Origin of the sequence: Cupriavidus sp. UBA2010 (assembly GCF_002335265.1) — a bacterium.
Classification (GTDB): domain Bacteria; phylum Pseudomonadota; class Gammaproteobacteria; order Burkholderiales; family Burkholderiaceae; genus Cupriavidus; species Cupriavidus metallidurans.
The window spans coordinates 17,066-43,567 of record NZ_DDCI01000014.1 but is presented as its reverse complement, the minus strand read 5'-3'; the positions used below and the strand labels follow the sequence as shown (position 1 = coordinate 43,567).

The following is a 26,502-nucleotide window of genomic DNA, read 5'->3' as shown; positions in this document are numbered from 1 at the left end:
CCTTCCCCCTTCCCCCTTCCCCTTTCCCGAGAGCGGCGGCCTAATCGAGCAGGCGCGACAAAGCAGGCGGAAGCCCCGCGTTGGGCTTGCGCGGCGGGCGGGCGAAGCTGCCCTCGCGCGCGCTGCCGGCTTGCAGCGCCACCAGCGATTCGCAATGCCGCACGGCGCTGCTGACGCCGTCCACCACCGGTACCGGAATACGGCCCTTGAGCGAGCGGGCCAGTCCGGCCAGCGGCGCGCCGGCCACGATGATCACGTCAGCGCCGTCCTCGCGCACAGCTTGCAGCGCGAGTTCTTCCAGACGTGCCGAGTGGTCTTCCTGCACGCTGCCAATATCGCGCAGCGGTTCCTGTAATGAGCGGATGCTGGCCAACCGGTCGCCCAGGCCATTGGCCGCCACGCATTCGCGATACCACGCCTGAATGCGGTGTGAAATTGCGATGATGGAGAAACGCTGCCCCAACAGGCAGGCGCTGGCCAGCGCGGCTTCCGTCATGCCTACCACGGGTACGTCGAACAACTCCTTCAGACCGGCCAGGCCGGGGTCGCCAAACGCGGCCACGATCAGGCCGTCGAACTGGCCCGCGTGCTCGGCGGCGGCGCAGGCGGTGGCGTAGCCACCCACCAGCGCTTCGAAGCGCGTCTCGATATAGGCCACGCCGAACGGGGCGGTTGCCATCGTGATGCGGGTGTCCGGCGACGCGGTGCGCTTGGCTTCGGCGTGAATCAGGTCGGTGACCGACTCACTGATATTCGGATTGACGATGAGCAGGTTCATGGCGAATCAGATCTCGGGTTGTCCAGCTTCGAGGAACTTGCCGCGTCCAGCCGCAGGCTCCAGGTACTCGCCATTACGCACGATCAGTTCGCCGCGCGAGAAGGTAGTCATCGGCCAGCCGGTGACCTCGATGCCTTCATACGGCGTGTAGTCCACCGCGTGGTGCAGGTTGGCGTTGGCGATGCGCACCTTGCGCGTGGGGTCCCAGAGCACGATGTCCGCATCGGCGCCGACAGCAATCGTGCCCTTGCGCGGGTAGAGCCCGTAGATCTTGGCGGGGCGGTACGACGTGAGTTCCACGAATTGGTGCAGCGAGAGCTTGCCGCGCGCCACGCCGTCGAACAGCAACGGCAGGCGGGTTTCGATGCCCGGCACGCCATTGGGGATGTGGTCGAACGGCTGTGCCGTGCCGCCCAGCTTTTTGCCTTCCGGATCGTCGTAGTTGAACGGCGCATGGTCCGACGAGAACACGCTGAACACACCATTGGTCAGCGCACGCCAGACGGCGGCCTGGTTCTCCGGGTCGCGTGGCGGCGGGCTGCAAACGCACTTCGCGCCTTCGTAGCCGTCGTCGCCGCCCATGCCCATGTCCTCGGCGGTCAGGTACAGGTACTGCGGGCAGGTTTCCGCCAGTATCTTCATGCCACGACCCTGCGCCCAGCGGATCTGCTCGATGGCTTCCTTGCCGGAGACGTGCACGATCAGGATCGGCACGTCCACCAGTTCCGCGAACGTGATGGCGCGATGCGTGGCCTCGCGTTCGACGGCATCGGGGCGCGCCAGCGCGTGGAAGCGCGGCGCGATGCGGCCTTGCCCCACGAGCTTGTCGGTCAGCCACGAGATGCAGTCGGCATTCTCGGCGTGCACCATGACCAGCGCATTGTTCTGCCGCGCCACGTCGAGCACGGACAGCATCTCGCGGTCCGACAGCTTGAGGTCGTCATAGGTCATGTAGACCTTGAAGGAGCTATAGCCCTGGCGGATCAGTGACGGCAGTTCGTCCTCCAGCACGGCGGGGGTGGGGTCCGCCACGATCAGGTGGAACGCGTAGTCGATCACGGCGCGGCCATCGGCGCGACGGTGATAGTCGTCCACGGCCGCCTTGAGCGAAGCGCCTTTCTCCTGCGCGGCGAACGGGATCACAGTGGTCGTGCCGCCGCACGCGGCCGCGCGCGTGCCGGTGAAGAAGTCATCGGCCATGCGCATGCCGTCGGGCATCGGCTGGTCCAGGTGGCAGTGGCCGTCTACGCCGCCGGGCAAGGCCAGCAGGCCGGTGGCGTCGACTTCGCTGGCAGCCGGCGGCAGGTCGTGGCCAAGTGCCACGATGCGGCCGCCGCGCACGCCAATGTCGCAACGGTAGCGGTCGGAGGCGGTGACCACGTCGGCATTGCGGATCACCAGGTCGAGATTGTTGTCTGCGGGCATGGTCGTCACTCCGAGGGGTTGCCGGTCATTCGACTTCGCGGAACAGGCGGCCCCAGCCCTGCAGCGCGCGGGTATCAACACCGGCCAGACGCAGCGACTTCCACACCACGGTGGCGATCGTGTCGTAGACCGGGATGCCGGTCTCGGCCTCGAGCGCTTCCACCAGATGCGCGGCACGCAGGTTGGTGCAGAACGTGGTGATGGCCTGTGGCTTTTCGGCGGCCAGCTCGCGCACCATCTTGCGGACGGTGTCCTCGTCCACTTCGGCGAAGCTGTAGTTCACATGCAATCCCAGGTGGCGCTCCGTCGAACAGTCGAAACCGCTGCGCTGGTAGTTGGCGACGATGCGCTCCTGCACATCGTGCAGGTACGGCGTGGCCAGGCCGAAGCGGCGTGCGCCGGTCTTTTCCAGGATTTCGTTCAGGGCCAGCACCGAGGTGGTGGCGGGGATGCCCGTGGCCTCGGTGATCTGGCGGCACAGCGCTTCATCCTTGTCGAAGCCGAGCCAGCCCGACGACGTGCCGTTCCACGCGATGACGTCCACGCGGGCATCGGCCAGCAGGCGAGCGGCAGCAAGGATCTTCTCCAGATCGAACTGGCCGAGCGCCTGATCGCGCAGGGAAATCTCGGTCACGGTGAAGCGCGAAAAATGCGCGCTGACATTGGGCAGGCCGCTGACCATCGCGCTGGTGATGGGTTCGAGCGCGGTGTTGGAGGACGGCGTGAGCATGCCGAGGCGAATCTGTCTGGTCATGATGGGTATTACTCAGGAGTTCAAACGGGCGCCGTCCGCAGGGGCGACGCCTCTGTATTCGTGTGGAATTCGGGGTTCCAGCGCTGCGGCGGTACCGTCAGACCGGAATTTTCTTTTCGTAGTCGATGTTGGTCGACGCCAGCAGCAGGCCGATGCCGCAGGCGGCAAAGAACATCAGTGCCAGGAAGTACGAGCCGGTGGCCTGGACGATCAGGCCGACGATGATCGGCACGCTGATGCCGGCGATGTTGCCGCCCAGGTTCATCACGCCGCCGAGGAAGCCCACCTTGTTGCGGGTGCCCAGCATCGACGGGACGGACCAGAACAGGCCGCACCAGCGCAGGAAGAACAGGGTGGAGGACAGCAGCACCACGACCGCTACGGGGTCGGTGACGTAGGCGACCGAGAAGATCGACACCGTGGCCACCACCGCGGCGATGCCGAACAGTGTGCGCATCACCACGTTCGGGCGTCCGCCGGCTTCTTTCCACTTGTCGGCGATCCAGCCGCCGAGCAGCTCGCCGACGAATCCGGCGAAGAAGATGATGAAGCTCGCGCCGCCCATCTGCTTCAGGTCGAAGCCGCGGGCCTTGCTCAGGTAGGTGGGCATCCAGGTCAGCAGGCCGTAGAACACGGCGTTGAAGCACATCCAGCTGATGGCCATGCACCAGACCGAGCGGTACTTGAAGAAGTCCAGCGAGCGGCCGCTCAGGTTGGTCGGCTCCTCGCTGTGCTCCAGGGCAAGCGCGTCCTCGATATGACGGGCTTCTTGTTCATTCACGCCGAGGTGTTCGCGTGGCGAGTTGCGGATGTACCACCATGCCACGAAGCCGGCCAGAACCGTGCCAACGCCGGCCACCACGAACGACAGGCGCCACGAGCCCAGTTCGCTGATCAGCCCGGCAATGATGAGCGAGCCGAGCGCCGCGCCCAGCGGCGCGCCGCCGTCGAGCAGCGTGGCGCCACGGCCGCGTTCGTTCTTCGTCATCCAGATGGCATTGAGTTTGCCGCCGGCCGGGTAGATCGGGGCTTCCGCAGCGCCGAGCCCCAGCCGCGTCAGCAGCAGCGAGGTGGCATTGGTGCAGACCGCTGCCAGCGCCTGGAACGCGCCCCAGAACACGGTAGCCGTAGCGATCACGATGCGCGGCTTGTACTTGTCGGCCAGCATGCCGCCCGGCACCTGCATGACGGCATAGGTCCAGAAGAACGAACTCAGGATCAGCCCCTGCATGGCGGGACTCAGGTCGAATTCCTTCGCGATCAGCGGCATGGCCACCGACAGCGATGCGCGGTCGATGTAGTTGATCGCCACGAGCAGCAGCATCATCAGGAAGATCTTCCATCGCACGCTGCTGCGGGGAACCGCGAGCGAGGCTGCGGCGGGGCTTGTGGATTGCATGACGGGTGTCTCCTTGTCCTTGATGCCTTCGATGAGGCGTTTGGTTTAGTGTGTCGCGCAACTGGACGCAGTATAGGATACGTAATCTGTAATTACAACATCTGTAAGTCATTGATTTATATAGACGACGAATGCACAGATTAGGTGTGTGGTAGCCTCCTGATGGTGCAAATTCCCCAACCTGGTGATGTCTGTGACACAAGCGCTTCCCAAAACCGCCCGGCTCCGCACGCTGGGCATGTCCGCCGAGATCGCGGCGCGGTTGCGCACGATGATTCAGGAAGGCGAGCTGCCGCCGGGCGTGCGGATCGACGAGAAGGCCTTCTGCGAGGCCTTCGATGTGTCGAAGACGCCGTTGCGTGAAGCACTGAAGGTGCTGGTGGCCGAGGGGCTGGTCCTGCATCGCCAGTACATCGGCTATCGCGTTGCGCCGCTCGATCTCGACGAACTGCGCGCCACATTCGAGACGTTGCATGGGCTGGAGGCACATGCCGGGGACCTGGCGGCGCAGCGGCTCAGCGATGCGGCCGTGACCAAGATCGAACGTCGCCATCAGGCCATGATCGACGCGCACGACGCCGGACGCCGCACCGACTACTTCCGCATTAACCAGGAAATCCACCAGCTCATCATCGACGGTGCCGGCAACGCCGTGCTGGCCGGCATCTATGCGATGCTGATGAGCAAGGTCCACCGCGCCCGTGGCGCGGCCAACGCGGATATGCTGCGCTGGCAGGAATCGCATACCGAGCACGAGGAGATCATCGCGGCGCTGCGCGAGCCGGGGCGTCCGCGTCTGGCCGACGTGCTGCGACGGCATTCCGAGAACACCGCGAAGGAAGTGTTGCGCGTGGTCGAGCAGACGCTGGCCGAGCCTGCGGCGCGCGCGGCGGGTGGCGGGCGACGCTGACAGGCACTGACGATTTCTCTCCGGGCCTGAGGGACCTGCCGTTTTTCCGATGGATCAACATTGCTCTTCAGGAATAGTGAAGACGGCTTCACCATTTGTGGCTGGCTCCGCCGCCTGGCGGTACCTATAGTCCACGCCAGCGCGGCTTTCCCCAACCGCGACGACAATGGAGACATAAAACATGATCAGGACATGGGTCGGCGCGTGTGCTGCGGTTGTGACGCTGTTCGCCTCGACCGCTCAGGCCGAGGACATCCGCGTGATGACATCGGGCGGATTCACGGCTGCCTACAAGATCCTGGGTCCGAAGTTCGCCGGGGAGAGCGGCAACACGCTGGAGACGACGCTTGGGCCGTCGATGGGGCAATCACCGGAAGCCATTCCGAACCGGCTGGCGCGCGGCGAGCAGGCCGACGTGGTGATCATGGTCGGCTACGCGCTCGACGATCTGATCAAGAAGGGCGTGGTCGATCCGAAGTCGCGCGTCGAACTGGCCGATTCGCGCATCGGCATGGTAGTGCGGCAGGGCGAGGTGGTGCCCGATATCCGTACCGTGGACGCGCTGCGTCACGCGCTGATGCAGGCGAAGTCGATTGCCTATTCCGATAGTGCCAGCGGCGTGTACGTTCAGCGCGAGCTGTTCAAGCGGCTCGGTGAGCCAGAGGCACTGAGCGCCAAGGCGAAGAAGATCGAGAAGACCCCTGTGGCCTCGGTCGTCGCCAATGGCGAGTACGAGATCGGTTTCCAGCAGGTGAGCGAGCTGTTGCCGGTGTCTGGTGTGAGTTTCGCCGGACGCATCCCCGAGGACGTGCAGTCGATCACGCGTTTCGCCGGCGGGATTCCTGTCAACGCTGCACACCCCGCGCTGGCAAAGGCATTGCTCGACTACATGGCTGCGCCGGCCGCCCAGACGGTTGTGAAGGAGACGGGCCTCGATTCCGTCCCCCACTAGGTTTTTCGGAGACTGCAGTACTGCCCCGGGGCCGGCGTTTGCCGGCCCTTTTTCATTGGGTGTGGATCTGGGCGATCACCACGAGGATGACCGCCGCATTGCCGGGCTGCTGGAAATGCGAGGAGATCGTCCGCGCATGGCCAGCCCTTGCGCCCAGCACATCCACGAGCAGATCGGAGGCGCCATCTATGACCGCCGGCTGCTGCAGCCAGCCTTCCGCGCTGGCGACATGGCCCTCCACCCGCACGATGTGATCCAGGCGGTCGAAGCCACCCAGGTACGCGTGGATCTGGGCCAGTACGTTGAGCGCGGCCAGCACGGCGGCTTGCCGGCCTTCTTCCAGGGTCAGGTCCCTGCCGACCTGCCCCTGCCAGACGACCTTGCCGTCGGCCAGCGGCAATTGTCCAGAAATAAAGAGCAGATTGCCTGCCTGGCTGACGGCGGTGTAGTTGCCCAAAGGCCTGGGCGGATCGGGCAGCATCAGGCTGCGCGCCGCGAGCCGTTGCTGCGCGAGGGTATCGAACGAGTTGGCATGCATCATGAGCTGGCTCCGGTGTTGATCACGGGGCGATGACGGTTGGGGCAGGGGCCTCCGTCGCTCGCAAGGGGCGCGGCGACGGCGGCACAAGACCATTCAGCGGCCGGCGCTGTAGCCGCCGTCTACTGCCAGCACGGTGCCGGATACGAAGTCTGCCTTGGCGAGGTAGAGCACGGCGGCGTTGATCTCGTCGATGCGGGCGATGCGGCCCAGTGGATGCAGGCGACCCAGCGCGTCGTGAGTTTCCGCTGCGTGCATCGGGGTATCCGTCACGCCGGGCGCGACCGCATTCACGGTGACGCCGAACGGCGCCAGTTCCAGCGCCAGGGCCCGGGTGGCCTGATTGAGACCGCCCTTGAGTGCCACGGCCAGCAGAGCCGGCACGCCGGCGTGCGGCTGCAGCGCGATCGATGCGGTGATGTTGATGATCTTGCCTTGCCGGCGCTCGCTCATGTGCCGCGCGGCTTCCTGCGAGGGATACAGCGTGCCCTTCAGGTTGGTCGCGATCTGTAGCTCGATTTCTTCGGGCGTGAACTGCACGAAAGGTTTGGCGGTGAAGATACCGGCGTTGTTGACCAGCACGTCGACATGACCGAAGCGCGCAACGGCCTGCGCGAAGACTTCGCGTGCTGTGTCCGGGAGCCCAATGTCGCCAGCCACGCCAACGAAGCGCTCGCCGGCGCCCAACTGCGCGGCCGTGGCTTGCAGGCGTTCCTGCGAGCGGCCGGTGCCGACCACGTTGTACCCGTCCTTCAGAAAGGCCTCGGCCAGACCCAGGCCGATGCCGCTGGTGGCGCCAGTGATGATGACGGTGGGATGTGTGTTGCTCATGATGTGCTCCAGAGAGATAGGTGACGGGGACCGGCGTCGCGTTTGCAGTGCCGCCTCCGGTTGAACACACTCTATTCCGGCATCAGAGAGCAAAAAACGGGGTTGTGTACACTTGTCCTGTTACATGAGGTAATAAATATGCATAGGCACTTCGACGACGTCCTGCTCGGCAGCATCGAACTGTTTTGCCTCGCGGCCGAAGCAGGGAGCTTCACCGCCGCAGCCAACACCGCCGGGGTCACGCCGGCGGCCGTAAGCCGCTCGATCTCGCGGCTGGAGAAGCGCCTGGGCGTGCGCCTTTTTGTGCGGTCCACGCGCAGCATCCGGCTGACCGAGGGCGGCAGGAGCTACTTTGAGCAATGTCGTGGCGCGCTCAACCAGTTGATCGAGGCCGAGCGCAAAGTCACGGGCGAGCAGGTTCAGCCTTCGGGCACCCTGCGTATCAGCGCGCCGACGACTTACGGGCACTACCGGCTGCTGCCCTTGCTGCCCGTCTTGCGCGAGCGGTTCCCTCTCCTCAGGTTCGAGATCCAGATCGGCAACCGCAATATCGATTTCCACGAGGAGAACTTCGACGTGGCGATCCGGTTCCGCGCGCAGCCGGATTCGACAATGGTCTCGCGGCATCTGGAGGATGCGGAACTGGTGGTGGTGGCAAGCCCTGGATATCTGAAGCGGGCCGGACGGCCGCAGGCGCTCGAGGATCTGCAGCGGCACGAGTGCATTCAGTTCGATCTGCCCAGCAGTGGCCGGCCGATTGCGTGGCTGTTCATGGATGGCGGCCGTGAACGGGAGGTGCTGGCCACGGAAAGCCATTATCTGTGCTCCGAGGACGTGCTTGCCGGCGTCACCCTGGCCAAGTCCGGTGCCGGTCTGTTCCAAACCTACCGCTTTATCGTCGAACGGGACTTGGTCGACGGCACGCTGGTCGAGGTCCTGCAGCCATTTGCCGGCCGGTCACGGCCGGTCAGTCTGATGTACCCGCACGGGCGCCTGCTGCCGTCGCGGGTCCGGGTGTTCGTGGATTTTCTGATGGAGCATGCGGCGGCCCTGGCAAGTGCGCGGGGGGCGGGGAAGCCTGCCCGGGGCTAGCGAATGAGCGAATGGCCGGGCGGCGGCTGTTTCGCAAGTGGCCGTGAAAAAAAGAGTCGGCCGAACCTTCTCACCCTCCTTTCTTAGGGAAATCGTCTCTATCTTGTAACGAGGTCAACCGATAATATTTCAAGACGTTACGAAATATTACGAGACCAGGCCTGCGTTCCCCACATCACATTTCAATGAGACGGGCCGGCTCGAAAGCCTCAGCGCATGTATCGCATGAGGCCAGGGTTGAATCCGCGCACGCCAAGCCCGAGCCAGGGCGGTGTGTGCCATACAAGGGGAGCAGTCAGTCGTGCATGAACCAGTGTCGTACTTGCAGGGGCTCGTCCACGTCCGTGCGGGGGGGCTTGTTGACCTTTATCCGGCGTATTACCTGCGATATCTCGCCTCCGTGGCGTCGATATCTGCCTTCTGTTATCCGGCGGGCAGCCGCAAGTGGCTGACGCGGCGTGCCAAGCTGATTGCGCTGTCGGCCGTGCGGGCCGGTTCGGCCCGGTCGTGGCTGCGCGCCGCAGCGTCGTCGCCGCTGCTGCAGCGGGTGGTGGTGGCGCGGCCGTTGATGCTGGAGAAGCCATTCCGGCCGCTTGGCGCGCTGGGTCTGGGCTTTGGTGACCGGGCGAGGTTGGTGGTGGACCACTACGTGCTGGCCGAAGCCGCACTGCCCGTTTGCGTCTGCGATCGAATCTATCTGTCCGGCGGACTCCGGTGGATGTCCGAGGATGGGCGCTACGAGCTTCGCCTGGCCGATTCCGGCCCAAATCCCAAGGAAGGCGAGCTGGCTTTCTACTGGACCGATATCGAGACCGGGGTTTGCCTGACGCAGCTGAGCTTCTATCTCAGGCGTGGCGACCACGGTCCGGAAATCTATGTCGGCGGCCTGCAGGGGCCGATGGGCGAGCAGAGCCGTGAATGGATTCGCCTTGCCACCAAGGCCAGCGAAGGCCTGCGGCCCAAGGATGTCGTGATGGAGGCGTTGCTGGCGTTCGCCGCACACGTTGGCGCCCGGCGTGTGGTGGGGGTGTCCCGCGCCAATCACGTCAGCCGGCAGCGCAACACGCCGCGTGAAATCCTGGCGGACTACGAAGGCTTTTGGGCGGAGTACCACGGCACGTCGCTTGCGGATGGCAACGTCGATGTGCCGATCTGCCAGCCACAACGCGATATTGCGGAGATTCCTTCCAAGAAGCGGTCGGCCTGGCGCCGCAAGCAGGCATTTGCCGAAGCGGTGCGCGCGACGGTGGCGGACTGGCTGCGTGCCGACGCGGTCCCCGCCGGCAACGATCCCCAACTTCCTGTTGCCGCAGCTGTCGCTGCCTGATCGCGTATGGAAGAATCTGGTCGTGGTAAACCCTAGTAGTCTAGCTACCTAGACTTTTAATAGAGTCCGATATCGACTTGGCGCGCCGGCTGAATGCCGGCGCGTTTCGTATGCCGGACGCCAACGACCTCCTCTCTCGCAGCCGCGAACCTGTCTATCTACAGCTGGCCACGATCTTTCGACGACAGATCGAAAGCGGCGCGTGGCGGCCAGGTGAACAGATTCCTTCCCTCGAAGCGCTCTGCCGTCAGTACGGCGTGGCGCGCATGACCATGCACAACGCCCTTTCCCGCCTGGACGAGGAAGGGCTGGTCGAGCGCTCGCGTGGCCGGGGGACGTTCGTCAAGGCGGGCGGCCGTGAATGCCGGCGAATGGCGTTGCCGATCAACTGGAACCAGGCCGTGGCCGTGGGCGACAAGCTGTCCACGGAGGCCATCGTCGAATCCACCGCCGATGTGCCGCTGCCTGATGACCTGGGCATGCCCTGCGACGGCCGTCGCGCCGATGCCTACCATTTCCTGCACCGCGCTCATCGCACCGATGGAAGACCGTTCGCCGTGGGCGAGGTCTATATCGCCGCCGATGTCTTCGCGCGCGACCCCGAGGCTTTCCGCCACGGCGCGTCGGTGCCGGTGCTCGACCGATTTCCCGGCCTCAAGGTCAATGCCGCGCGGCAGCGGCTGTCGATCGTTCCGGCCGGTGCCGAATCCGCCAGCGCGCTCGAACTGGCCGTGGGCGCCCCCGTGGCCGAACTGCGGCGTTTTGCCTGCGTCGACGACGTGATCGTTTATTACGCGCGGATTGAATTCCCGACCGAGTATGTCTGCCTGGATTTCGATCTGCTCGCCCCCCATTCCTGACAACACCCACCCAATACGGAACCTGCAATGGAGACTCAAGACACGATGAATGGCGCGGAAAGCCTGGTGAAGACGCTGCTGGCTTGCGGCGTCGATACCTGCTTTGCCAACCCCGGCACCAGCGAAATGCATTTCGTGGCGGCGCTGGACCGGATTCCCGGCATGAAATGCGTGCTGGGCCTGTTCGAAGGCGTGGTCACTGGCGCGGCCGATGGCTACGCGCGCATGGCCGACAAGCCGGCCGCCACGCTGCTGCACTGCGGCCCGGGGCTGGCCAACGGCCTGGCCAATCTGCACAACGCGCGCCGCGCGCAGACGCCGGTCATCAATATCATCGGCGATCAGGCCACGTATCACCGCCCGCTCGACGCGCCGCTGACCGCGGATACCGAAGGTTGGGCGCGCCCTGTTTCCGTCTGGACGCGTACCGCTACCCATGCGGCGTCGGTTGGTGCCGATGCCGCCGCGGCGGTGCAGGCCGCGACTTCCGCACCGGGTGGCGTGGCAAGCCTGATCTTGCCATCGGATGTTTGCTGGGATGCGGGTGGCAAGGTGGCCGCGCCGCTGCCGGCGCTGGCCGTGCCGAAGGTGTCGCCCGATGCCGTGCAGAACGCCGCGCGCGTGCTGCGCAGCGGCCAGCCCACGCTGATCGTGCTGGCGGGCAACGCCTTGCGCGCTGGCGCTCTGGCTGATGCGCACCGGATTGCCGCCGCCACCGACGCGCGACTGATCACGCCGATGTCGAATTCGCGCGTGACACGTGGACGTGGCCATCTGGCTGTTGACCGTATTCCGTACTCCGGTGACGTGGCACGCCAGAAGCTGGCGGGTATCCGTAATGTGATCCTGGTCGGCGCGCCCGCACCGGTGACGTTCTTCGCCTATCCGGGCAAGTCGCCGCGTCCGTACCCCGAGGATGCCGTCATCCACGTGCTGGCCCGGCCCGAAGAGGATCTGGGCGAGGCATTGGCCCGCCTGTCGGACGAACTGGGCGCGCGTAATGCTCCGCTGCCGGCCTCGGCCCATATCACGGCGGAGCCGGCAAAGGGTGCGGTGACATCCGAGGCGGTGGCGCAGACGCTGACCGCGCTGTTGCCAGAACAGGCCGTAGTGGTGGAAGAGAGTGTGAGCTTCGGCCGCGCGTTCTATCCCGGCACGGTCCATGCCACGCCGCACGACTGGCTGCAACTGACCGGCGGCGCCATCGGCGCTGGCCTGCCGCTGGCCACGGGCGCTGCAATCGCGGCACCGGACCGCCGCGTGGTGGCGTTGCAGGCCGATGGATCGGGCATGTACACGCTGCAGTCGCTGTGGACCATGGCGCGTGAAAAGCTTGACGTGACGATCGTGCTGCTGGCCAATCGCAAGTACGCGATCCTGCTGGGCGAGCTGGCTGGTGTGGGTGCCAATCCTGGCAAGACCGCGCTGGATATGCTCGACCTCGGCAATCCGGATCTGGACTGGGTCAAGATGGCCAACGGTATGGGCGTGGAAGCTGCGCGTGCGGAGAACATGGAGACGTTCGCCGACCTGTTCCGCATGGCCAACCAGCGCAAGGGCCCGTTCCTGATCGAGCTGGTGATCTGAGGGGCATTCCTCGCAGATTGACGGCGCCCCTCTCCCGCTTGGCGGGAGAGGGGCGCTAACCTTCCTTCAACCTTCCACTTCCGCCCAGCCAGCCATTGCCTGGCCGCCGGCATCGTCGCCGGTCCACAGAATCACCTTCCCGGGTGTCTCCGCATCGTCCATACCACCGACGGTGACCGTATCCAGATGGAACAGCGGCGCAAGCCCGCGGAAGCCGAAGCGCTTCACGCGCGCGTCGGGGCGCTCGTGCCGCAGCAGTTCAAGCATCAGCATCGCCTGCATCGGTCCATGCACGATCAGGCCCGGGTAGCCCTCCACGTCGCGCACGTAGTCGAGATCGTAGTGAATGCGGTGGCCGTTGAACGTGAGCGCCGAATAGCGGAACAGCAGCACCGGATCGGCCTTGAGTGACCGGCCGAACTGCGCGGTGTGCGCCAGTCGCGGACGCGGCGGTTGCGGCTGGCCGCGCTCGGGCATGGCGCGATAGACGATGTCATGACGCTCGTTCAGCGCGGTTTCGCCGTTGACGCTGAGCTCATGATCGACGGTCACGAACCAGAGTTCGCCGGTGCGGCCAGACTTGTGCTGGACATCGGTGATGGTCGATGTCTTCGTCACGGTTTCGCCCACGCGCAGGCCGCGTTTGAACGTCACTTCGCTACCGGCCCACATGCGGCGCGGCAACGGTACCGGCGGGAGGAAGCCGCCAAGCGCGGGATGTCCGTCCACGCCGATTTCGTGCTGCGGCGCGCGCGGCAGGAAATAGAGCCAGTGCCACAGCGGTGGCAGCGGCTGGCTGACGAGCGCGTCACCATCCAGGTCGAAGGTGGCCGCCAGCCCTTGCACCGGTTCCGCGGCGAGCGTTTCGGTGCGGGATTCGGTGCGGCCGATCCACTCGCGCAGTTCTTCGAGGGTAGGGGTGGTCATGTGGATCTCGCAGGCTCTCGTGGTAATCAGCGGGCGGCGGGCAGCCAGTCGTTGACGTTGGCTTCGCGGTCGAGCTGCCAGACGCGCGCAATGATCGCGCGCATCTCGGCTTCGGTCGCGCCGTGGCGGAACGCGCCGAGCTGGATGGCCTTCGCCTCGAGTTCGGGACGCGACAGCGTGTTGTCGGGGTCACCCTTGGGCACGTCGACACGCGCCTGCAGCGTACGGCCGTCAGTGGTGCGCACCGTCACGCGGCCGATCCACTGGCGCGGATAGGCGGTGTTGATTTCCTCGTCGAGTTCCATCGTGACCTTGTCGCGGAACGCCGAGACCTGCGCATCCTTCAGCGAATGCTGCTCGAACTCGCCCAGGCCGGCATGGGCGTGCACGGCGACCAGGCCGAGCACCGTGCCCATCGAGAACTTGGCCTGATGGATCGTTGCCGGGTTGACCACCGGGCCAAGCACGTCGATCGCGCCCTGATGGACGTGCGCCGTGACGGCGGCGATCTGGTCGGCTTGCAGTCCTTCGCGCAGCATCAGCGCCTTCAGCGCGTCCGCGGCCGGATGCGTGTGGCGGCACGAGGCGAAGAACTTGAACGACGTTTCCGCCGTGGCCCAGCGCGTGCCGAGGCCATCAGTCAGCGCCGCCGGATTGGCGTCGCTGGACATCCCCGCTGCCATGCCCTGCGCGCCTTCCAGGATCTGGCGCGCGCCGGTGAAACCCGCGCGTGCCAGCCAGGCGGACTGCAGGCCATCGGCGGCGGCCTTGGCCGTGTGCAGTTGCTTCGAATCCGCGGCGTCGCGCAGGAATTCCCACAGGCCAGCGGCCTGTGTGCCCGCGGAACCCAGTGCCTGGTTGATACCTTCGGCATCGAGTCCGTACAGCTTGGCTACTGCCGCCGCAGCGGCCAGCGTGCCGACGGTGCCGGTGGTGTGGAACACGCGGTAGTGCGAGCGGCCCATGAACTCGCCGATGCGGATGCCTGCTTCGTAGCCGGCGATCGAGGCCAGCAGCACTTCCGCGCCGGTTTTGCCTTCCGCCTGCGCGGCGGCAACTACGGCCGGGAACACCACCGCGGCGGGGTGGAGCACCGAGCCGTTGTGGACGTCATCCTGCTCGACCACGTGTGACGAGGCGCCGTTGATCAGCGCGGCGAAATAGGGCGATGTGCGACGGCGGTCGACGAAGACCTCGGCCTGGCCGGTGGCCGGGCCCATCGCGGCGGCGAACTCCTGGATGCGTCGCACGGCGGGCGCGTCCTTGCCGGCGATGGCCGATGCGATCCAGTCGAGGAACAGATCCTTGGTGCGCTCGATGACGGGCGACGGCACATCGGCGAGCGTGAACCGCGCGAGAAACTCGCAGAGCTGGCGGGTCGGATAGCGGGTATCGATGTCGGACATGGTGGGTATCAGAACGAGCGGGGCAGTTCGAGAACGTGTTCGGCGACGAACGACAGGATCAGGTTGGTCGAGATCGGCGCCACCTGGTACAGGCGCGTTTCACGGAACTTGCGCTCGATGTCGTACTCGGCGGCAAAGCCGAATCCACCGTGCGTCTGCAGGCAGACGTTGGCCGCTTCCCATGAAGCATCGGCGGCCAGCAGCTTCGCCATGTTGGCTTCCTTGCCGCAGGGCTTGCCTGCATCGAACAACTGGGCGGCCTTGTAACGCATCAGGCTGGCGGCTTCCACATTGACGAATGAACGCGCGATCGGGAACTGCACGCCCTGGTTCTGGCCAATCGGGCGATCGAACACGATCCGCTCGCGAGCGTAGCTGCTGGCGCGTTCGACGAACCAGTAGCCATCGCCGATGCATTCGGCGGCGATCAGGATACGTTCGGCGTTCAGGCCGTCGAGGATGTACTTGAGTCCCTTGCCTTCCTCGCCAATCAGGTTTTCCGCCGGGATTTCGAGGTTGTCGAAGAACAGCTCATTGGTTTCGTGGTTGACCATGTTGCGGATCGGCTGGACCGTCAGGCCGTTGCCAATCGCTTCGCGCAGGTCGACGACGAACACCGACAGACCTTCGGACTTCTTCTTCACCTGGTCCAGCGGCGTGGTGCGCGCCAGCAGCAGCATCAGGTCGGAATGCTGGACGCGCGAGATCCAGACCTTCTGGCCGTTGATCACGTACTTGTCGCCGCGCCGCACGGCCGTGGTCTTGAGCTTGGTGGTATCGGTGCCGGTGGTCGGTTCGGTCACGGCCATCGACTGCATGCGCAACTCGCCTGAGGCGATGCCGGGCAGCCAGCGCTGCTTCTGCGCGTCGGAGCCGTGGCGCAGCAGGCAGCCCATCACGTACATCTGACCGTGGCACGCCCCCGAGTTGCCGCCGTTGCGGTTGATCTCCTCCATGATCACGGAGGCCGCGGTCAGCGGCAGGCCGGAGCCACCGTATGCCTCGGGAATCAGCGCGGACAGCCAGCCGGCGTGGGTCAGCGCCTGGACGAACTCCTCCGGAAATGCGCTGTGTTCCTCGATGCGTTGCCAATAGGCCGAATCGAATTGCTTGCAGAGGTCACGTACGGCCTCGCGGATTTCCGGGTAAATCAGGTCTTGGTCCTGTGCAGCATGCATGGCAATGTCCGTCAGTATCGAGTAGGCGCATTATTCCCGACCGGTCGGAGCAGTGACATTCGCATTTGCGGAAGCGCGGCTTCGGTTCCGGCTTAGGGATGTCCCAGGGGTGTGACGGGGGGCGCGGACTGGCGCGGATGCGGGTTATCCCGCGACTTTTTCATGCCCTCGCCCCCCCTTCGGCAATGCCGAATTGTGCCGCCGGGTCAGTGGATTCACCCTGCGCGCTACTCGAATCCCAGAAACCAGACGCGTATGACACGCGCATTCAGGAGACAGCGTATGACCTCATTCCCGCAGTTGCCAGCGATCGGTACCAGCAAGTGGCGAGGCATGACGTGGGCGGCACTCGCGCTAGCAGCCGTGGCGGTGGCCGTTCCCGGCCAGGGCCGCGCGAACGATGCCTACCCGTCCAAGCCCATCGTGATGGTCGTGCCGTTCGCGGCAGGTGGCCCGACTGATGTCGTGGCGCGCTCGGTGGCGGCGGCGATGTCCAAGACGCTGGGCCAGAGCGTGGTGGTGGAGAACCGTCTGGGTGCCGGCGGCACGGTGTCCGCCGCGTACGTGGCCAAGGCCGCGCCGGACGGCTACACGATCCTGATTCACCATAACGGCATGGCCACCGCGCCGGCGCTCTACTCGAAGCTGCCGTACAAGCCGCTGACCGACTTCAGCTTCGTGGGCCAGGTGGCGGATGTGCCGATGACGCTGCTGGGACGCCACGACCTGCCGCCCAACAACCTGCCCGAGCTGGTGACCTACATCCAGAAGAACCAGAACAAGGTGAACCTGGCCAATGCGGGCCTTGGCGCGGTGTCGCAGCTGTGCGGGATGCTGTTCCAGAAGGCGATCGGCGTGGATGTGCAGACGATTCCATACCAGGGCACCGCGCCGGCGATGACTGCGCTGCTGGGTGGTCAGGTGGATGTGCTGTGCGACCAGACCACGCAGACGCTTACCCATATCAAGGCTGATAAGGTCAAGCTGTACGGCGTGACCACGGCTGAGCGCATTCCCGCGCTACCGAACGCGCCGACGCTGCGCGAAGGCGGCCTGAAGGGCTTCGAGGTCAAGGTCTGGCACGGGATCTACGCGCCCAAGGGCACGCCGCCTGCCGTGATCAACAAGCTCAACGGCGCGTTGCGCGCGGCGCTGAAGGACCCGGCCGTTGCGGCGCGTATGCAGGATCTGGGCGCGGTGATCGTGCCCGAGGACAAGCAGACGCCGGAAGGGCTGCGCACGTGGCTGGCCTCGGAGATCGACAAGTGGTCGCCGATCATCAAGGCCGCTGGCGTGAAGGCGGATTGAGGAGGATTGAGGCGGACTGAGGCGGGTAGCGCCAATTGTTTTGTCCCCTCGCCCGCATGGCGGGAGAGGGGGAAAACACCTACACCGGCTCCCGGGCCGCATCCACCAGATACTGGATCAGCGTTTCCGCGAACTGGGGCAGTTCCCGTCCCGGCCGGCGCACGAGTTGCAGCTCGCGCCGCGCCCAGTCGTCTTCCAGCCGGATGAAACGCAGTACCTTGCGGCTGGCGTAGCGCCGCGCGCAACTGTTCGGCACGATGGCGATGCCGGCGCCGGCTTCCACCATGCGGCACACCGCGTCGAAGCTGCCCACCTGGATGCGCAGGCTGATCCGTTTGCCCATGCCGCTGGCGATGCGGTCCAGGAATGACTGGATCGCCGACGACTGATTCAGCCCCACAAAGCGGCAACTATCGAGCAGTTCGGCGAACCGCAGTGTCTTGAAGGCTGGCAGCGGATGGTTGACAGGGGCGATCACGATCAACTCGTCGCTGCAAAGCTGCATCGTGTCCAGGTCGGCGGTGGCGACTTCTCCCGCGACGATACCGAGGTCTGCCGCCCCGTTGCCGATGGCCGAGACGATGTCGGCCGAGAGGTGCTCCTCCAGCTCGATGTCGACGTCCGGGTTCTCCGACAGGAAGCGCGACAGCGCGTGGGCCAGGAACGAGTTGGTGGCCGTGGTGTTGGCCAGCAGGCGCACGCGGCCCTTGACGCCCTTGGCATAGGGGCGCAGGTCCGAATGCAGGCATTCGAGTTCCCGGAACACCTCGCGCGCGTGGCGCAGCAGGGCGTCGCCCGCCGGTGTGAGGCGTACGCCTTTCACCTGGCGGATCAGCAACTGGGTCTGAAACGCCTCTTCAAGCTGCTTGATGCGGGCGCTGGCTGCGGGCAGCGAGAGAAAGCTGCGCTCGGCCGCGCGTGTGATGTTCTCTGTTTCTCCCACGTTTAGAAACAGCCGCAAATCGGTCAGGTCGTAGTGCATGGCTTCGGCGGGCACGAAGCCCACTTTTGTGATTCATGAATTCCAAAGTTTCGGCCGCCAATTTATCGTATCCAGCTCTGCAATAAAACGGGCAGGCTTCCCTGTCCGTGCAGACAGCAAGCCAATGGAGGATACGATGAGCGGAATGATGGAAGGCAAGGTAGTGGTGGTAACGGGCGCCGGTGGCGGCATCGGACGAGGCATCGCCCTGGGCATGGCGGCGGCCGGTGCGCGTGTGGTGGTCAATGACCTGGGCGTGTCGATGACCGGCGAAGGCGGCGATGCCGGCCCCGCGCAGCGCGTAGTCGAGGAAATCCGCGCGGCCGGCGGCCAGGCCGTGGCCAATACCGATTCCGTTTCGACCTGGGCTGGCGGCAACGCCATCGTGCAATGCGCGCTCGACACCTTCGGCCGCATCGACGCCGTGGTCAACAACGCCGGCAACCTGCGCGATCGCATGTTCTTCAAGATGAACGAGGAAGAATGGCGCTCGGTGATCGACGTGCACCTTCACGGCACCTTCTTCGTCAGCCGTGCGGCAGCCAACTATTTCAAGGATCAGGAGAGCGGCGCCTACGTCAACATGACGTCGACGTCGGGGCTGATCGGCAACCTGGGGCAGGCCAACTACTCCGCGGCCAAGCTGGGCATCGCCGCGCTGTCCAAATCAATCGCGCTGGACATGGCCCGTTTCAATGTGCGTTCGAACTGCATCGCGCCGTTCGCCTGGAGCCGCATGACCAGCTCGATCCCGGCCGAGACGCCTGCGGAGAAGGAGCGCGTGGCCCGCCTGCAGAAGATGGAAGCCGGCAAGATCGCTCCGGTGGCCGTGTTCCTGGCCAGCGACGCGGCCAAGGACGTGAACGCCCAGATCTTCGCGGTGCGTGCCAACGAAATCATGCTGATGAGCCAGTCGCGCCCGGTGCGCTCGGTCCATACCGGCGAAGGCTGGACGCCGGAGACCGTCGCGGAGATCGCCATGCCCGCGATGCGCGGCAGCTTCTTCAAGCTCGACCGCTCGCCCGACGTCATCAACTGGGACCCGATCTGACCGAGTCCCGAGGCCGGCCCGGATCCAATTCAGGCTGATCCCGGGGCCGGCCAGCCTTCCGCTTTCCGTCGATGCTGCATTGCAGCGCGACGCGTCCATACATGCGTGCCCGATGTGGCACGCATTCTGCTCACTCCTTCATCGTTAATGCCGGCGTCAGGGCGCGCGCACTTGGGAAGTGCGTGACGATTGCTGCTGGTGATAGCGAAAACACTGAACAGGTGCATACGCGCGATGCGCCGATATGTCGCACGTCTCTTGCCGGCGTCGGTTAGCACTCATCATTCGAAAGTGCTAATGCGGAAAACGTTGAACGAAAGACGCAGCGGTATGTCGCAGCGATAATCGTCAACGCGTTGCGAGGCGGCGATGATCGTGACCCTGCTGGCCGCGTGGACATGGTCTTGCTGTGCGCGCAATCATTGCTCGCGATGTGTCTGACGCGCGCGATGGGTGCGTTGCACGAAGGCGTGCGAAGGCATTGTTGTGTCGATGCCGAACGCGTTGCGCGAAGGTATTGGTCGTAACGATATTGGGTGGGCGAGTTACACACCGCGTCGTGCACATAGTGCGGGAAAGGTGTAAGGTGTGTCACAAGCATGGTCAATGGCCCGTCGCTGCGGAATAGGACGACGAGGTGTCCGGTAATAGTGAGCATGACGATGACGTACAACGCCATCACCGGACAGACGATATCTATCGTCAACTCGCGGTCCACGTTCGCCGTTATTTGACTATGATGAAGTAAAGATTTCGCAACATGGCAGCTCCGCCATGCCGGGGTGGTGGAAGGCAAGATTGCCGCGAAGTCTTTCGGGGGGAGCAGCACTGCCTTCGCCTCGGAGTGTTTCTCAGACGGGAGTGAGGTATGGACATTTTTGGCCACTACGCCACACGCTTCGAGGCACGCAAGGAAGAGGAATACAGCATCCAGGAATACCTGGAGATCTGCAAGAAGGATCCTACTGCCTACGCGACCGCTGCCGAGCGAATGCTCTCCGCGATCGGACAGCCCGAGCTGGTGGACACCCACCACGATCCGCGCCTGTCCCGGCTTTTTTTCAACAAGGTCATACGGGTCTACCCGGCGTTCCGCGACTTCTATGGCATGGAGGACACGATCGAGCAGATCGTCTCGTTCTTCAAGCACGCAGCGCAGGGCCTGGAAGAACGCAAGCAGATCCTGTATCTGCTCGGGCCACCCGGAGGCGGCAAGTCGTCGCTCGCCGAGAAACTCAAGGCGCTGATGGAGGAGATCCCCATCTACGCGCTCAAGGGCTCACCGATCCATGAATCGCCGCTCGGGCTGTTTTCAGCCGATGAGGACGGCAAGATCATGGAGGAAGACTATGGCATTCCGGTCCGCTACCTGAATACCATTCCGTCGCCGTGGGCAGTCAAACGACTAAACGAATTCAATGGCGACATCACCAAGTTCCGCGTGGTGAAGCTGCGCCCGTCGGTGCTGGCGCAGATCGCGATTTCCAAGACCGAGCCGGGCGATGAAAACAACCAGGACATCTCGTCGCTGGTGGGCAAGGTCGATATCCGCAAGCTCGAGGATTTTCCGCAGGATGACCCGGATGCCTATTCGTATTCCGGTGGCCTTTGCCTGGCCAACCGCGGTCTGCTCGAGTTCGTGGAAATGTTCAAGGCGCCGATCAAGGTGCTGCACCCGTTGCTGACCGCCACGCAGGAAGGCAACTACAAGGGTACCGAGGGCTTCGGCGCGATTCCGTTCGATGGCGTCATCCTCGCGCACTCGAACGAAGCGGAATGGACCACCTTCAAGGCCGACAAGAACAACGAAGCCTTCCTGGACCGGATCTATATCGTCAAGGTGCCGTACTGCCTGCGTGTCTCCGACGAGGTAAAGATCTACGACAAGCTGCTGCGCAGCAGTTCGCTCTCGGCCGCGCCGTGCTCGCCGAACACGCTGAAGATGATGGCGCAGTTCGCGGTGCTCACGCGGATCAAGGAACCGGAGAACTCGAACATCTTCTCGAAGATGCGCGTCTACGACGGCGAAAGCCTCAAGGACGTGGATCCGAAGGCCAAGTCGTACCAGGAGTATCGCGACTATGCCGGCATCGACGAAGGCATGAACGGGTTATCCACGCGTTTCGCGTTCAAGGTGCTTTCCAAGGTGTTCAACTTCGACAACACCGAAGTGGCTGCCAATCCGGTGCATCTGCTCTATGTGCTCGAACAGCAGATCGAGCGCGAGCAGTTCCCGCCGGAGCAGGAAGCCAAGTTGATGTCGTATATCAAGGAGTATCTGACCACGCCGTATGTGGAGTTCATCGGCAAGGAGATCCAGACCGCTTATCTGGAGTCGTATTCCGAGTACGGGCAGAACATCTTCGATCGCTACGTGGTGTTCGCCGATCTGTGGATACAGGACCAGGAGTATCGCGACCCCAATACCGGCGAGATCCTGGACCGCAACGCGCTGAACGACGAACTCGAGAAGGTGGAAAAACCGGCGGGTATCTCGAACCCGAAGGACTTCCGTAACGAGATCGTCAACTTCGTGCTGCGGGCGCGTGCCAACAATGGTGGCAAGAACCCGGTCTGGACCAGCTACGAAAAGCTGCGGATGGTGATCGAAAAGCGCATGTTCTCCACTACCGAGGATCTGCTGCCGGTGATCTCGTTCAATGCGAAATCGTCGCGGGAAGATCAGGACAAGCACGAAAACTTCATCAACCGCATGGTCGAGAAAGGATATACACCCAAGCAGGTTCGACTTTTGGTGGAGTGGTATCTGCGCGTCAGGAAGTCGTCGTAGTCCACCGGACGCGGTCCCCGGAGCCGCCGAGACACCTGGGCGGCTCCCGATCCTGACGCTCTGGTTTGGCGTCTCAACAAGACGGGCGAGCGGCTTATGGCTACGGTCATCGATCGGCGGGAGAACGGCGGCAACAAGAGCGCCGTCAATCAGCAACGCTTCATCAAACGCTACCGCGAGCAGATCAGGCAAGCGGTGGCGAAGGCGGTGTCCGGTCGGAAGATCATGGACATCGAACAGAGCGGGCAGGTGTCCATTCCGGTCAAGGACATCTCCGAGCCGATCTTTCATCACGGCCAGGGTGGCCGGCGCGAGTGGATTCACCCGGGCAACAAGAAGTTCGTCAGGGGCGACAGCTTCGACCGCCAGCAACAGGGTGGCGGTGGTGGTGGGTCTCGCGCCAGCGATAGTGGCGAGGGCGAGGACGACTTCGTCTTCACGCTGTCGCGCGAGGATTTTCTGAACTTCTTCTTCGAGGACATGGCGCTGCCAGACCTGGCCAAGCGTCACCTCGCCAAGATCGCCGAAGTGCGCAAGGTGCGCGCCGGCTTCTCGATCGACGGCACACCATCGAATCTTTCGATCCTGCGCACGATGCGCAGTTCGCTCGGGAGGCGCATTGCCTTGTCGAGCCCCTATCTCAAGCGCCTGCGCGAACTCGAGCTCGAATACAACGACGAAGTCGAGAAGGATCCGTACTCCGAGAAGGCCGAGGCGCTGATGGAGAAGATGCGCCATCTGCGCGCCCAGGTGGATCGGGTGCCGTTCATCGAGAAGCTGGATCTGCGCTACAACAATCGCGTGCTCAAGAAGCGTCCGCAGGCGCAGGCGGTGATGTTCTGTCTGATGGACGTGTCGGGCTCGATGGATGAAAGCCGCAAGGATCTGGCCAAGCGCTTCTTCATGCTGCTCTACCTGTTCCTGAAGCGGAACTACGAGCGCATCGACGTGGTGTTCATCCGCCATCACACGGTGGCCAAGGAAGTCGACGAGGAGGACTTCTTCCATTCGCGCGAGTCCGGTGGTACCGTGGTCTCGAGCGCGCTCAAGCTGATGGTCGAGGTGATTCACGATCGCTATCCGCCGAGCCAATGGAACATCTACTGCGCCCAGGCGTCCGATGGTGACAACTGGGCCGGCGATTCGGAGCTTTGCGGGCGCCTGTTGCGCGAGTCGATCCTGCCGCTTGTGCAGTATTACGCCTACGTGGAGGTGGCTTCGGAAGAACCGCAGAATCTCTGGGAGGAGTACCTCACGGTGAAGGGCGAGTTCGAGCACTTCGCGATGCAGCGGATCATCGGTGCCGACGAGATCTATCCCGTGTTGCACGACCTCTTTCAGAAGCGGGCCGCGTGGCCCGGCAGGTAGCTGACCGGTAACGTCGCCGGGAATACTGGGGAAGCCTATGGCCTATCTATCGACGGGCTCGGAGTGGACTTTCGAGCTCATCCAGCGCTACGACCGCGAAATCGCCCGCATTGCCGGAGATTTCGGCCTCGACACCTACCCGAACCAGATCGAAATCATCACCGCCGAGCAGATGCTGGATGCCTATGCATCGTCAGGTCTGCCGGTCGGCTACAACCATTGGTCGTACGGCAAGCACTTCCTGGCCTCGGAACGCGGATACCAGCGCGGGTACATGGGGCTGGCCTACGAAATCGTGATCAACTCCAATCCATGCATCGCGTACCTGATGGAGGAGAACACGATGCCGATGCAGGCGCTGACCATCGCGCACGCCTGCTATGGCCACAATTCGTTTTTCAAGGGCAACTACCTGTTCCGCACCTGGACCAACGCGGACGCCATCATCGACTACCTGCTGTTCGCCAAGAACTACGTGGCGGAATGCGAGCAGCGTTATGGCGAGCAGGAAGTGGAGTTGCTGCTGGATTCCTGCCACGCGCTGCAGAACTACGGCGTGGACCGCTACAAGCGGCCCAAGAAGCTGTCGATCACCGAGGAGCAGGCCCGTCAGGCCGAACGCGAGAGCTACCTGCAGATGCAGGTCAACGACTTGTGGCGCACACTGCCCAAGCATCGGCCGCACGCGCTGCGGCAGGAAGAAGAGGCACTTGAGCTGGAGGTGACCTTCCCGCCGGAGCCGCAGGAGAACCTGCTTTACTTCATCGAGAAGAACGCGCCAAAGCTGCAGCCGTGGCAGCGTGAAATCGTGCGCATCGTGCGCAAGATCGCGCAGTATTTCTATCCTCAGCGCCAGACCAAGGTCATGAACGAAGGCTGGGCCACGTTCTGGCACTACACCATCATCCATCAGCTCTATGAGGAAAAGCTCGTTAATGACGCGTTCATGCTCGAGCTGTTGCAGGCGCATACCAACGTCATCTATCAGCCGCCGTACCACAGCCAGTATTACAGTGGCCTGAACCCGTACACCCTGGGTTTCCTGATGTTCCAGGACATTCGCCGCATGTGCGAAAACCCGACCGAGGAAGACCGACGCTGGGCGCCCGAGATAGCGGGCAGCGACTGGCGCCAGACGCTCGACTTCGCCATGCGCAACTTCAAGGACGAGAGCTTCCTGCTGCAGTTCCTGTCGCCGCGCGTGATCCGCGAACTCAAGCTGTTCTCGGTGCTTGACGACGACCGCGAAGGGAAGTTGCGCGTGACGGCCATCCACGACGACGAAGGCTATCGCGAGATTCGCCATCTGCTGGCCAATCAGTACGACCTGTCGAACATGGAGCCGAACATCCAGGTGACGAATGTGGATGTCGGTGGAGACCGCTCTCTCACGCTGCGTCACCTGCAGAATGACCGCAGGCCGCTGGCGCAGAATTTCGACGAGGTGGTGCGACACGTGACGCGGCTATGGGGCTTCACGGTGAGGCTCGAAGTGGCCTACGAGGATGGACGGCGCGAACTCAAGTACGAGTGCAAGCCTGAACGCCGCCATCAACCCCAGCGTCGCGCTGCCTGAAAGACGAAAGCGCCCGGAGGCTTAGCGCCTCCGGCGCGTATCGCGCGGCCGGGCCGTCGAGGACACCCCTGCGCGTTCCAGATCGACACCCGGCAGCAGGTGCAGCAATCGCACCAGTTCCGACTGGCGATGCGTGCCGGTCTTGCGCAGCGTATCCCGGATATGCACCCGCACGGTGTGCGGCGAAAGGAACTCGCGTTCAGCGATCTCCGTGAGCGTTTCGCCCGCGGCCAGGCGAATGGCGATGATGCTTTCCTTGCGCGACAGACCGAACAACGAGGTCAGCACGCCCGCGTCGAGCACGGATCGGGACTCGGAGTTGCCCAGCAACATCATCGCCATCGGCAGTTGCCACGGGCCTTCCACCGGTTGGCGCGATACCAGTGGCATGACGATGATGGGCACCGGTTGCCCGCCCGATGTGATGTGCATCCACGAGCCAGCGGCTGTGCCATTGCGGCCGCCATGCACTGCGGACTCAAGCAGCCCCGCCAGTACTGATTGCATCGATTCCGCGCGGGCGCGCAGCACGCCGTTGTCGAGGGCTAGATTGGTGTCCGCCTGGACCAGTGCTTCGGCCCAGCTATTGGCGTAGCGCACCCGCATGTCGGCTTGCAGAACCATGACGCCGAAGTCGAGCGTGTCGAGGCTGGCCAGGCCCAGCGATGCCAGGCCACTCAGTTCGAAATTGCGATGCTGCATGCGGGCCGCCCGCGCCCAGTGGGGCATGACCTGGGCCACGCGTTGCTGGCAATGCGCGAGTGCGTCGCACGATGCCGGAGTGGCGCTCATCAGCACGCACACGTCGCTGGTGTCGAACAGTCGGATGCCTTGCGCGAGGCCGCTGCAGTCATAAATGGAGGTGGCTGCCGCTGGTTCTGGCTCGGCCAGCATGGCGGTGGCGCCATCGGCGGACACCGTGGCACATGCCCATGTCGCGCCTGCGGGTGTCAGGTGCGCGGGCAGGGCACGCATGTTGTCAGGCATGCTGCCTGCGCTCGTGAAGCAGCCGTGCGGGGTCACGCCGAGGCGCGCGCGCGCCGCGAGCTTGTCCCATATCAGATAGCTTGGGCTGCCGGTGCCGGTGTAGCGGGAAAAGAGATCCAGGGCGGCAGGCATGGCCGCGACGTCCATGGCGGACTCATAGATGCAATCGACCAGACGATGGAATACGTCGTCGGTAGACGGGTGTTCGCCCATATTGATTTTCCCCCGGTGGCAAACGCCTGTTTCCTCAAGTCCGCTGCGTCGAGGCGCGGTCCTTTTATGTCTTTGTATGCAACTTCCGGCGATGACCCTGATGCATATCGCCGTACTGCCATTTCACCATGATCATGCATAACCGCGAGGCTGGAACATCCCGCCTTGGGAGGGGAGAGTCCCGCGCCGCGCCTGCGTTTCAGGGTTTCTGCACAAGGTGCGCGAACCTTCACGCAGGCATCATGGAAGCTCGCGAGATAGT

Annotated in this window: 22 protein-coding genes; 11 read left to right on the top strand and 11 right to left on the bottom strand. The window is 64.0% G+C overall.

Going from position 1 to position 26,502, the window contains the following annotated elements; translation table 11 throughout:
- Positions 1-40: 40 nt before the first annotated feature.
- From B2246_RS10240 to B2246_RS10225, 4 genes are all read right to left on the bottom strand, one after another.
- Positions 41-778 (bottom strand): aspartate/glutamate racemase family protein, encoded by a 738-nt coding sequence (locus tag B2246_RS10240; protein ID WP_035884511.1) that lies wholly within the window; start codon positions 776-778, stop codon positions 41-43.
- Between the two features lie 6 nt (positions 779-784).
- The gene (hydA, locus tag B2246_RS10235) at positions 785-2,203 is read right to left on the bottom strand and encodes a dihydropyrimidinase (protein ID WP_024568965.1); all 1,419 of its coding nucleotides are present in this window, start codon (positions 2,201-2,203) and stop codon (positions 785-787) included.
- A gap of 25 nt (positions 2,204-2,228) precedes the next feature.
- Positions 2,229-2,957 (bottom strand): maleate cis-trans isomerase family protein, encoded by a 729-nt coding sequence (locus B2246_RS10230; protein ID WP_186426044.1) that lies wholly within the window; start codon positions 2,955-2,957, stop codon positions 2,229-2,231.
- Positions 2,958-3,054: 97 nt separating this feature from the next.
- On the bottom strand, positions 3,055-4,356 hold the full coding sequence (locus B2246_RS10225) for an MFS transporter (RefSeq protein ID WP_017511596.1): 1,302 nt from the start codon (positions 4,354-4,356) through the stop codon (positions 3,055-3,057).
- 187 nt (positions 4,357-4,543) lie between these two features.
- Between B2246_RS10225 and B2246_RS10220 the strand changes: the two genes are divergently transcribed.
- Entirely contained in the window at positions 4,544-5,266 is a 723-nt protein-coding gene (locus B2246_RS10220; protein WP_186426043.1) for a GntR family transcriptional regulator, read from the top strand.
- A gap of 181 nt (positions 5,267-5,447) precedes the next feature.
- On the top strand, positions 5,448-6,218 hold the full coding sequence (locus B2246_RS10215; RefSeq protein WP_008646997.1) for a substrate-binding domain-containing protein: 771 nt from the start codon (positions 5,448-5,450) through the stop codon (positions 6,216-6,218).
- A gap of 52 nt (positions 6,219-6,270) precedes the next feature.
- Here the strand turns inward: B2246_RS10215 and B2246_RS10210 are convergent, their stop codons facing one another.
- Positions 6,271-6,759 (bottom strand): RidA family protein, encoded by a 489-nt coding sequence (locus B2246_RS10210; protein WP_411860099.1) that lies wholly within the window; start codon positions 6,757-6,759, stop codon positions 6,271-6,273.
- A 93-nt stretch (positions 6,760-6,852) separates the two neighbouring features.
- On the bottom strand, positions 6,853-7,587 hold the full coding sequence (locus tag B2246_RS10205) for an SDR family NAD(P)-dependent oxidoreductase (protein ID WP_286880258.1): 735 nt from the start codon (positions 7,585-7,587) through the stop codon (positions 6,853-6,855).
- A gap of 138 nt (positions 7,588-7,725) precedes the next feature.
- On the opposite strand from B2246_RS10205, the gene B2246_RS10200 reads away from it, so the two are divergent.
- The 4 genes from B2246_RS10200 to B2246_RS10185 all read left to right on the top strand — a co-directional run bounded on the left by B2246_RS10200 (position 7,726) and on the right by B2246_RS10185 (position 12,453).
- Positions 7,726-8,679: a LysR family transcriptional regulator gene (locus B2246_RS10200; RefSeq protein WP_008647000.1), complete on the top strand. Its 954-nt coding sequence runs from the start codon at positions 7,726-7,728 to the stop codon at positions 8,677-8,679.
- A 400-nt stretch (positions 8,680-9,079) separates the two neighbouring features.
- Positions 9,080-10,006: a VirK/YbjX family protein gene (locus B2246_RS10195; protein ID WP_008647002.1), complete on the top strand. Its 927-nt coding sequence runs from the start codon at positions 9,080-9,082 to the stop codon at positions 10,004-10,006.
- Positions 10,007-10,116: 110 nt separating this feature from the next.
- A complete protein-coding gene (locus B2246_RS10190; RefSeq protein ID WP_011518410.1) occupies positions 10,117-10,866 on the top strand; it encodes a GntR family transcriptional regulator in 750 nt (249 codons plus the stop codon).
- A gap of 45 nt (positions 10,867-10,911) precedes the next feature.
- Complete coding sequence (locus tag B2246_RS10185; RefSeq protein WP_286880437.1) at positions 10,912-12,453, top strand: acetolactate synthase large subunit; 1,542 nt, start codon at positions 10,912-10,914, stop codon at positions 12,451-12,453.
- Between the two features lie 66 nt (positions 12,454-12,519).
- On the opposite strand, the gene B2246_RS10180 is transcribed toward B2246_RS10185, so the two are convergent.
- The 3 genes from B2246_RS10180 to B2246_RS10170 are packed head-to-tail and all read right to left on the bottom strand — an operon-like array spanning position 12,520 to position 15,964.
- Positions 12,520-13,380 (bottom strand): FAS1-like dehydratase domain-containing protein, encoded by an 861-nt coding sequence (locus tag B2246_RS10180; RefSeq protein WP_186426040.1) that lies wholly within the window; start codon positions 13,378-13,380, stop codon positions 12,520-12,522.
- Positions 13,381-13,406: 26 nt separating this feature from the next.
- Positions 13,407-14,786, bottom strand: coding sequence for an MmgE/PrpD family protein (locus B2246_RS10175; RefSeq protein ID WP_008647010.1), 1,380 nt, complete (start codon positions 14,784-14,786; stop codon positions 13,407-13,409).
- A gap of 8 nt (positions 14,787-14,794) precedes the next feature.
- The gene (locus B2246_RS10170) at positions 14,795-15,964 is read right to left on the bottom strand and encodes an acyl-CoA dehydrogenase family protein (RefSeq protein ID WP_008647012.1); all 1,170 of its coding nucleotides are present in this window, start codon (positions 15,962-15,964) and stop codon (positions 14,795-14,797) included.
- 282 nt (positions 15,965-16,246) lie between these two features.
- Between B2246_RS10170 and B2246_RS10165 the strand changes: the two genes are divergently transcribed.
- A complete protein-coding gene (locus B2246_RS10165; protein WP_008647013.1) occupies positions 16,247-17,272 on the top strand; it encodes a tripartite tricarboxylate transporter substrate-binding protein in 1,026 nt (341 codons plus the stop codon).
- A gap of 79 nt (positions 17,273-17,351) precedes the next feature.
- Here B2246_RS10165 and B2246_RS10160 read toward each other — a convergent pair whose 3' ends face one another.
- Positions 17,352-18,254: a LysR family transcriptional regulator gene (locus tag B2246_RS10160; protein WP_008647015.1), complete on the bottom strand. Its 903-nt coding sequence runs from the start codon at positions 18,252-18,254 to the stop codon at positions 17,352-17,354.
- Between the two features lie 136 nt (positions 18,255-18,390).
- On the opposite strand from B2246_RS10160, the gene B2246_RS10155 reads away from it, so the two are divergent.
- From B2246_RS10155 to B2246_RS10140, 4 genes are all read left to right on the top strand, one after another.
- Positions 18,391-19,305 carry an SDR family NAD(P)-dependent oxidoreductase gene (locus B2246_RS10155; RefSeq protein WP_008647017.1) on the top strand — a complete coding sequence of 305 codons (915 nt, stop codon included), beginning with the start codon at positions 18,391-18,393 and terminating at the stop codon, positions 19,303-19,305.
- 868 nt (positions 19,306-20,173) lie between these two features.
- On the top strand, positions 20,174-22,096 hold the full coding sequence (locus B2246_RS10150; protein WP_008647020.1) for a PrkA family serine protein kinase: 1,923 nt from the start codon (positions 20,174-20,176) through the stop codon (positions 22,094-22,096).
- A gap of 96 nt (positions 22,097-22,192) precedes the next feature.
- Complete coding sequence (locus B2246_RS10145; protein ID WP_017514448.1) at positions 22,193-23,464, top strand: YeaH/YhbH family protein; 1,272 nt, start codon at positions 22,193-22,195, stop codon at positions 23,462-23,464.
- Positions 23,465-23,501: 37 nt separating this feature from the next.
- The gene (locus B2246_RS10140; RefSeq protein WP_008647022.1) at positions 23,502-25,040 is read left to right on the top strand and encodes a SpoVR family protein; all 1,539 of its coding nucleotides are present in this window, start codon (positions 23,502-23,504) and stop codon (positions 25,038-25,040) included.
- Positions 25,041-25,061: 21 nt separating this feature from the next.
- Here B2246_RS10140 and B2246_RS10135 read toward each other — a convergent pair whose 3' ends face one another.
- The gene (locus tag B2246_RS10135; RefSeq protein ID WP_286880253.1) at positions 25,062-26,240 is read right to left on the bottom strand and encodes a helix-turn-helix transcriptional regulator; all 1,179 of its coding nucleotides are present in this window, start codon (positions 26,238-26,240) and stop codon (positions 25,062-25,064) included.
- Positions 26,241-26,502 lie beyond the last annotated feature (262 nt).

Coding starts and splice junctions, on each gene's coding strand:
- B2246_RS10240 (WP_035884511.1), bottom strand. CDS start 778: ATGAACCTGCTCATCGTCAATCCGAATATCAGTGAGTCGGTCACCGAC.
- hydA (WP_024568965.1), bottom strand. CDS start 2,203: ATGCCCGCAGACAACAATCTCGACCTGGTGATCCGCAATGCCGACGTG.
- B2246_RS10230 (WP_186426044.1), bottom strand. CDS start 2,957: ATGACCAGACAGATTCGCCTCGGCATGCTCACGCCGTCCTCCAACACC.
- B2246_RS10225 (WP_017511596.1), bottom strand. CDS start 4,356: ATGCAATCCACAAGCCCCGCCGCAGCCTCGCTCGCGGTTCCCCGCAGC.
- B2246_RS10220 (WP_186426043.1), top strand. CDS start 4,544: ATGTCTGTGACACAAGCGCTTCCCAAAACCGCCCGGCTCCGCACGCTG.
- B2246_RS10215 (WP_008646997.1), top strand. CDS start 5,448: ATGATCAGGACATGGGTCGGCGCGTGTGCTGCGGTTGTGACGCTGTTC.
- B2246_RS10210 (WP_411860099.1), bottom strand. CDS start 6,759: ATGATGCATGCCAACTCGTTCGATACCCTCGCGCAGCAACGGCTCGCG.
- B2246_RS10205 (WP_286880258.1), bottom strand. CDS start 7,587: ATGAGCAACACACATCCCACCGTCATCATCACTGGCGCCACCAGCGGC.
- B2246_RS10200 (WP_008647000.1), top strand. CDS start 7,726: ATGCATAGGCACTTCGACGACGTCCTGCTCGGCAGCATCGAACTGTTT.
- B2246_RS10190 (WP_011518410.1), top strand. CDS start 10,117: ATGCCGGACGCCAACGACCTCCTCTCTCGCAGCCGCGAACCTGTCTAT.
- B2246_RS10185 (WP_286880437.1), top strand. CDS start 10,912: ATGAATGGCGCGGAAAGCCTGGTGAAGACGCTGCTGGCTTGCGGCGTC.
- B2246_RS10180 (WP_186426040.1), bottom strand. CDS start 13,380: ATGACCACCCCTACCCTCGAAGAACTGCGCGAGTGGATCGGCCGCACC.
- B2246_RS10175 (WP_008647010.1), bottom strand. CDS start 14,786: ATGTCCGACATCGATACCCGCTATCCGACCCGCCAGCTCTGCGAGTTT.
- B2246_RS10170 (WP_008647012.1), bottom strand. CDS start 15,964: ATGCATGCTGCACAGGACCAAGACCTGATTTACCCGGAAATCCGCGAG.
- B2246_RS10165 (WP_008647013.1), top strand. CDS start 16,247: ATGACCTCATTCCCGCAGTTGCCAGCGATCGGTACCAGCAAGTGGCGA.
- B2246_RS10160 (WP_008647015.1), bottom strand. CDS start 18,254: ATGCACTACGACCTGACCGATTTGCGGCTGTTTCTAAACGTGGGAGAA.
- B2246_RS10155 (WP_008647017.1), top strand. CDS start 18,391: ATGAGCGGAATGATGGAAGGCAAGGTAGTGGTGGTAACGGGCGCCGGT.
- B2246_RS10150 (WP_008647020.1), top strand. CDS start 20,174: ATGGACATTTTTGGCCACTACGCCACACGCTTCGAGGCACGCAAGGAA.
- B2246_RS10145 (WP_017514448.1), top strand. CDS start 22,193: ATGGCTACGGTCATCGATCGGCGGGAGAACGGCGGCAACAAGAGCGCC.
- B2246_RS10140 (WP_008647022.1), top strand. CDS start 23,502: ATGGCCTATCTATCGACGGGCTCGGAGTGGACTTTCGAGCTCATCCAG.
- B2246_RS10135 (WP_286880253.1), bottom strand. CDS start 26,240: ATGGGCGAACACCCGTCTACCGACGACGTATTCCATCGTCTGGTCGAT.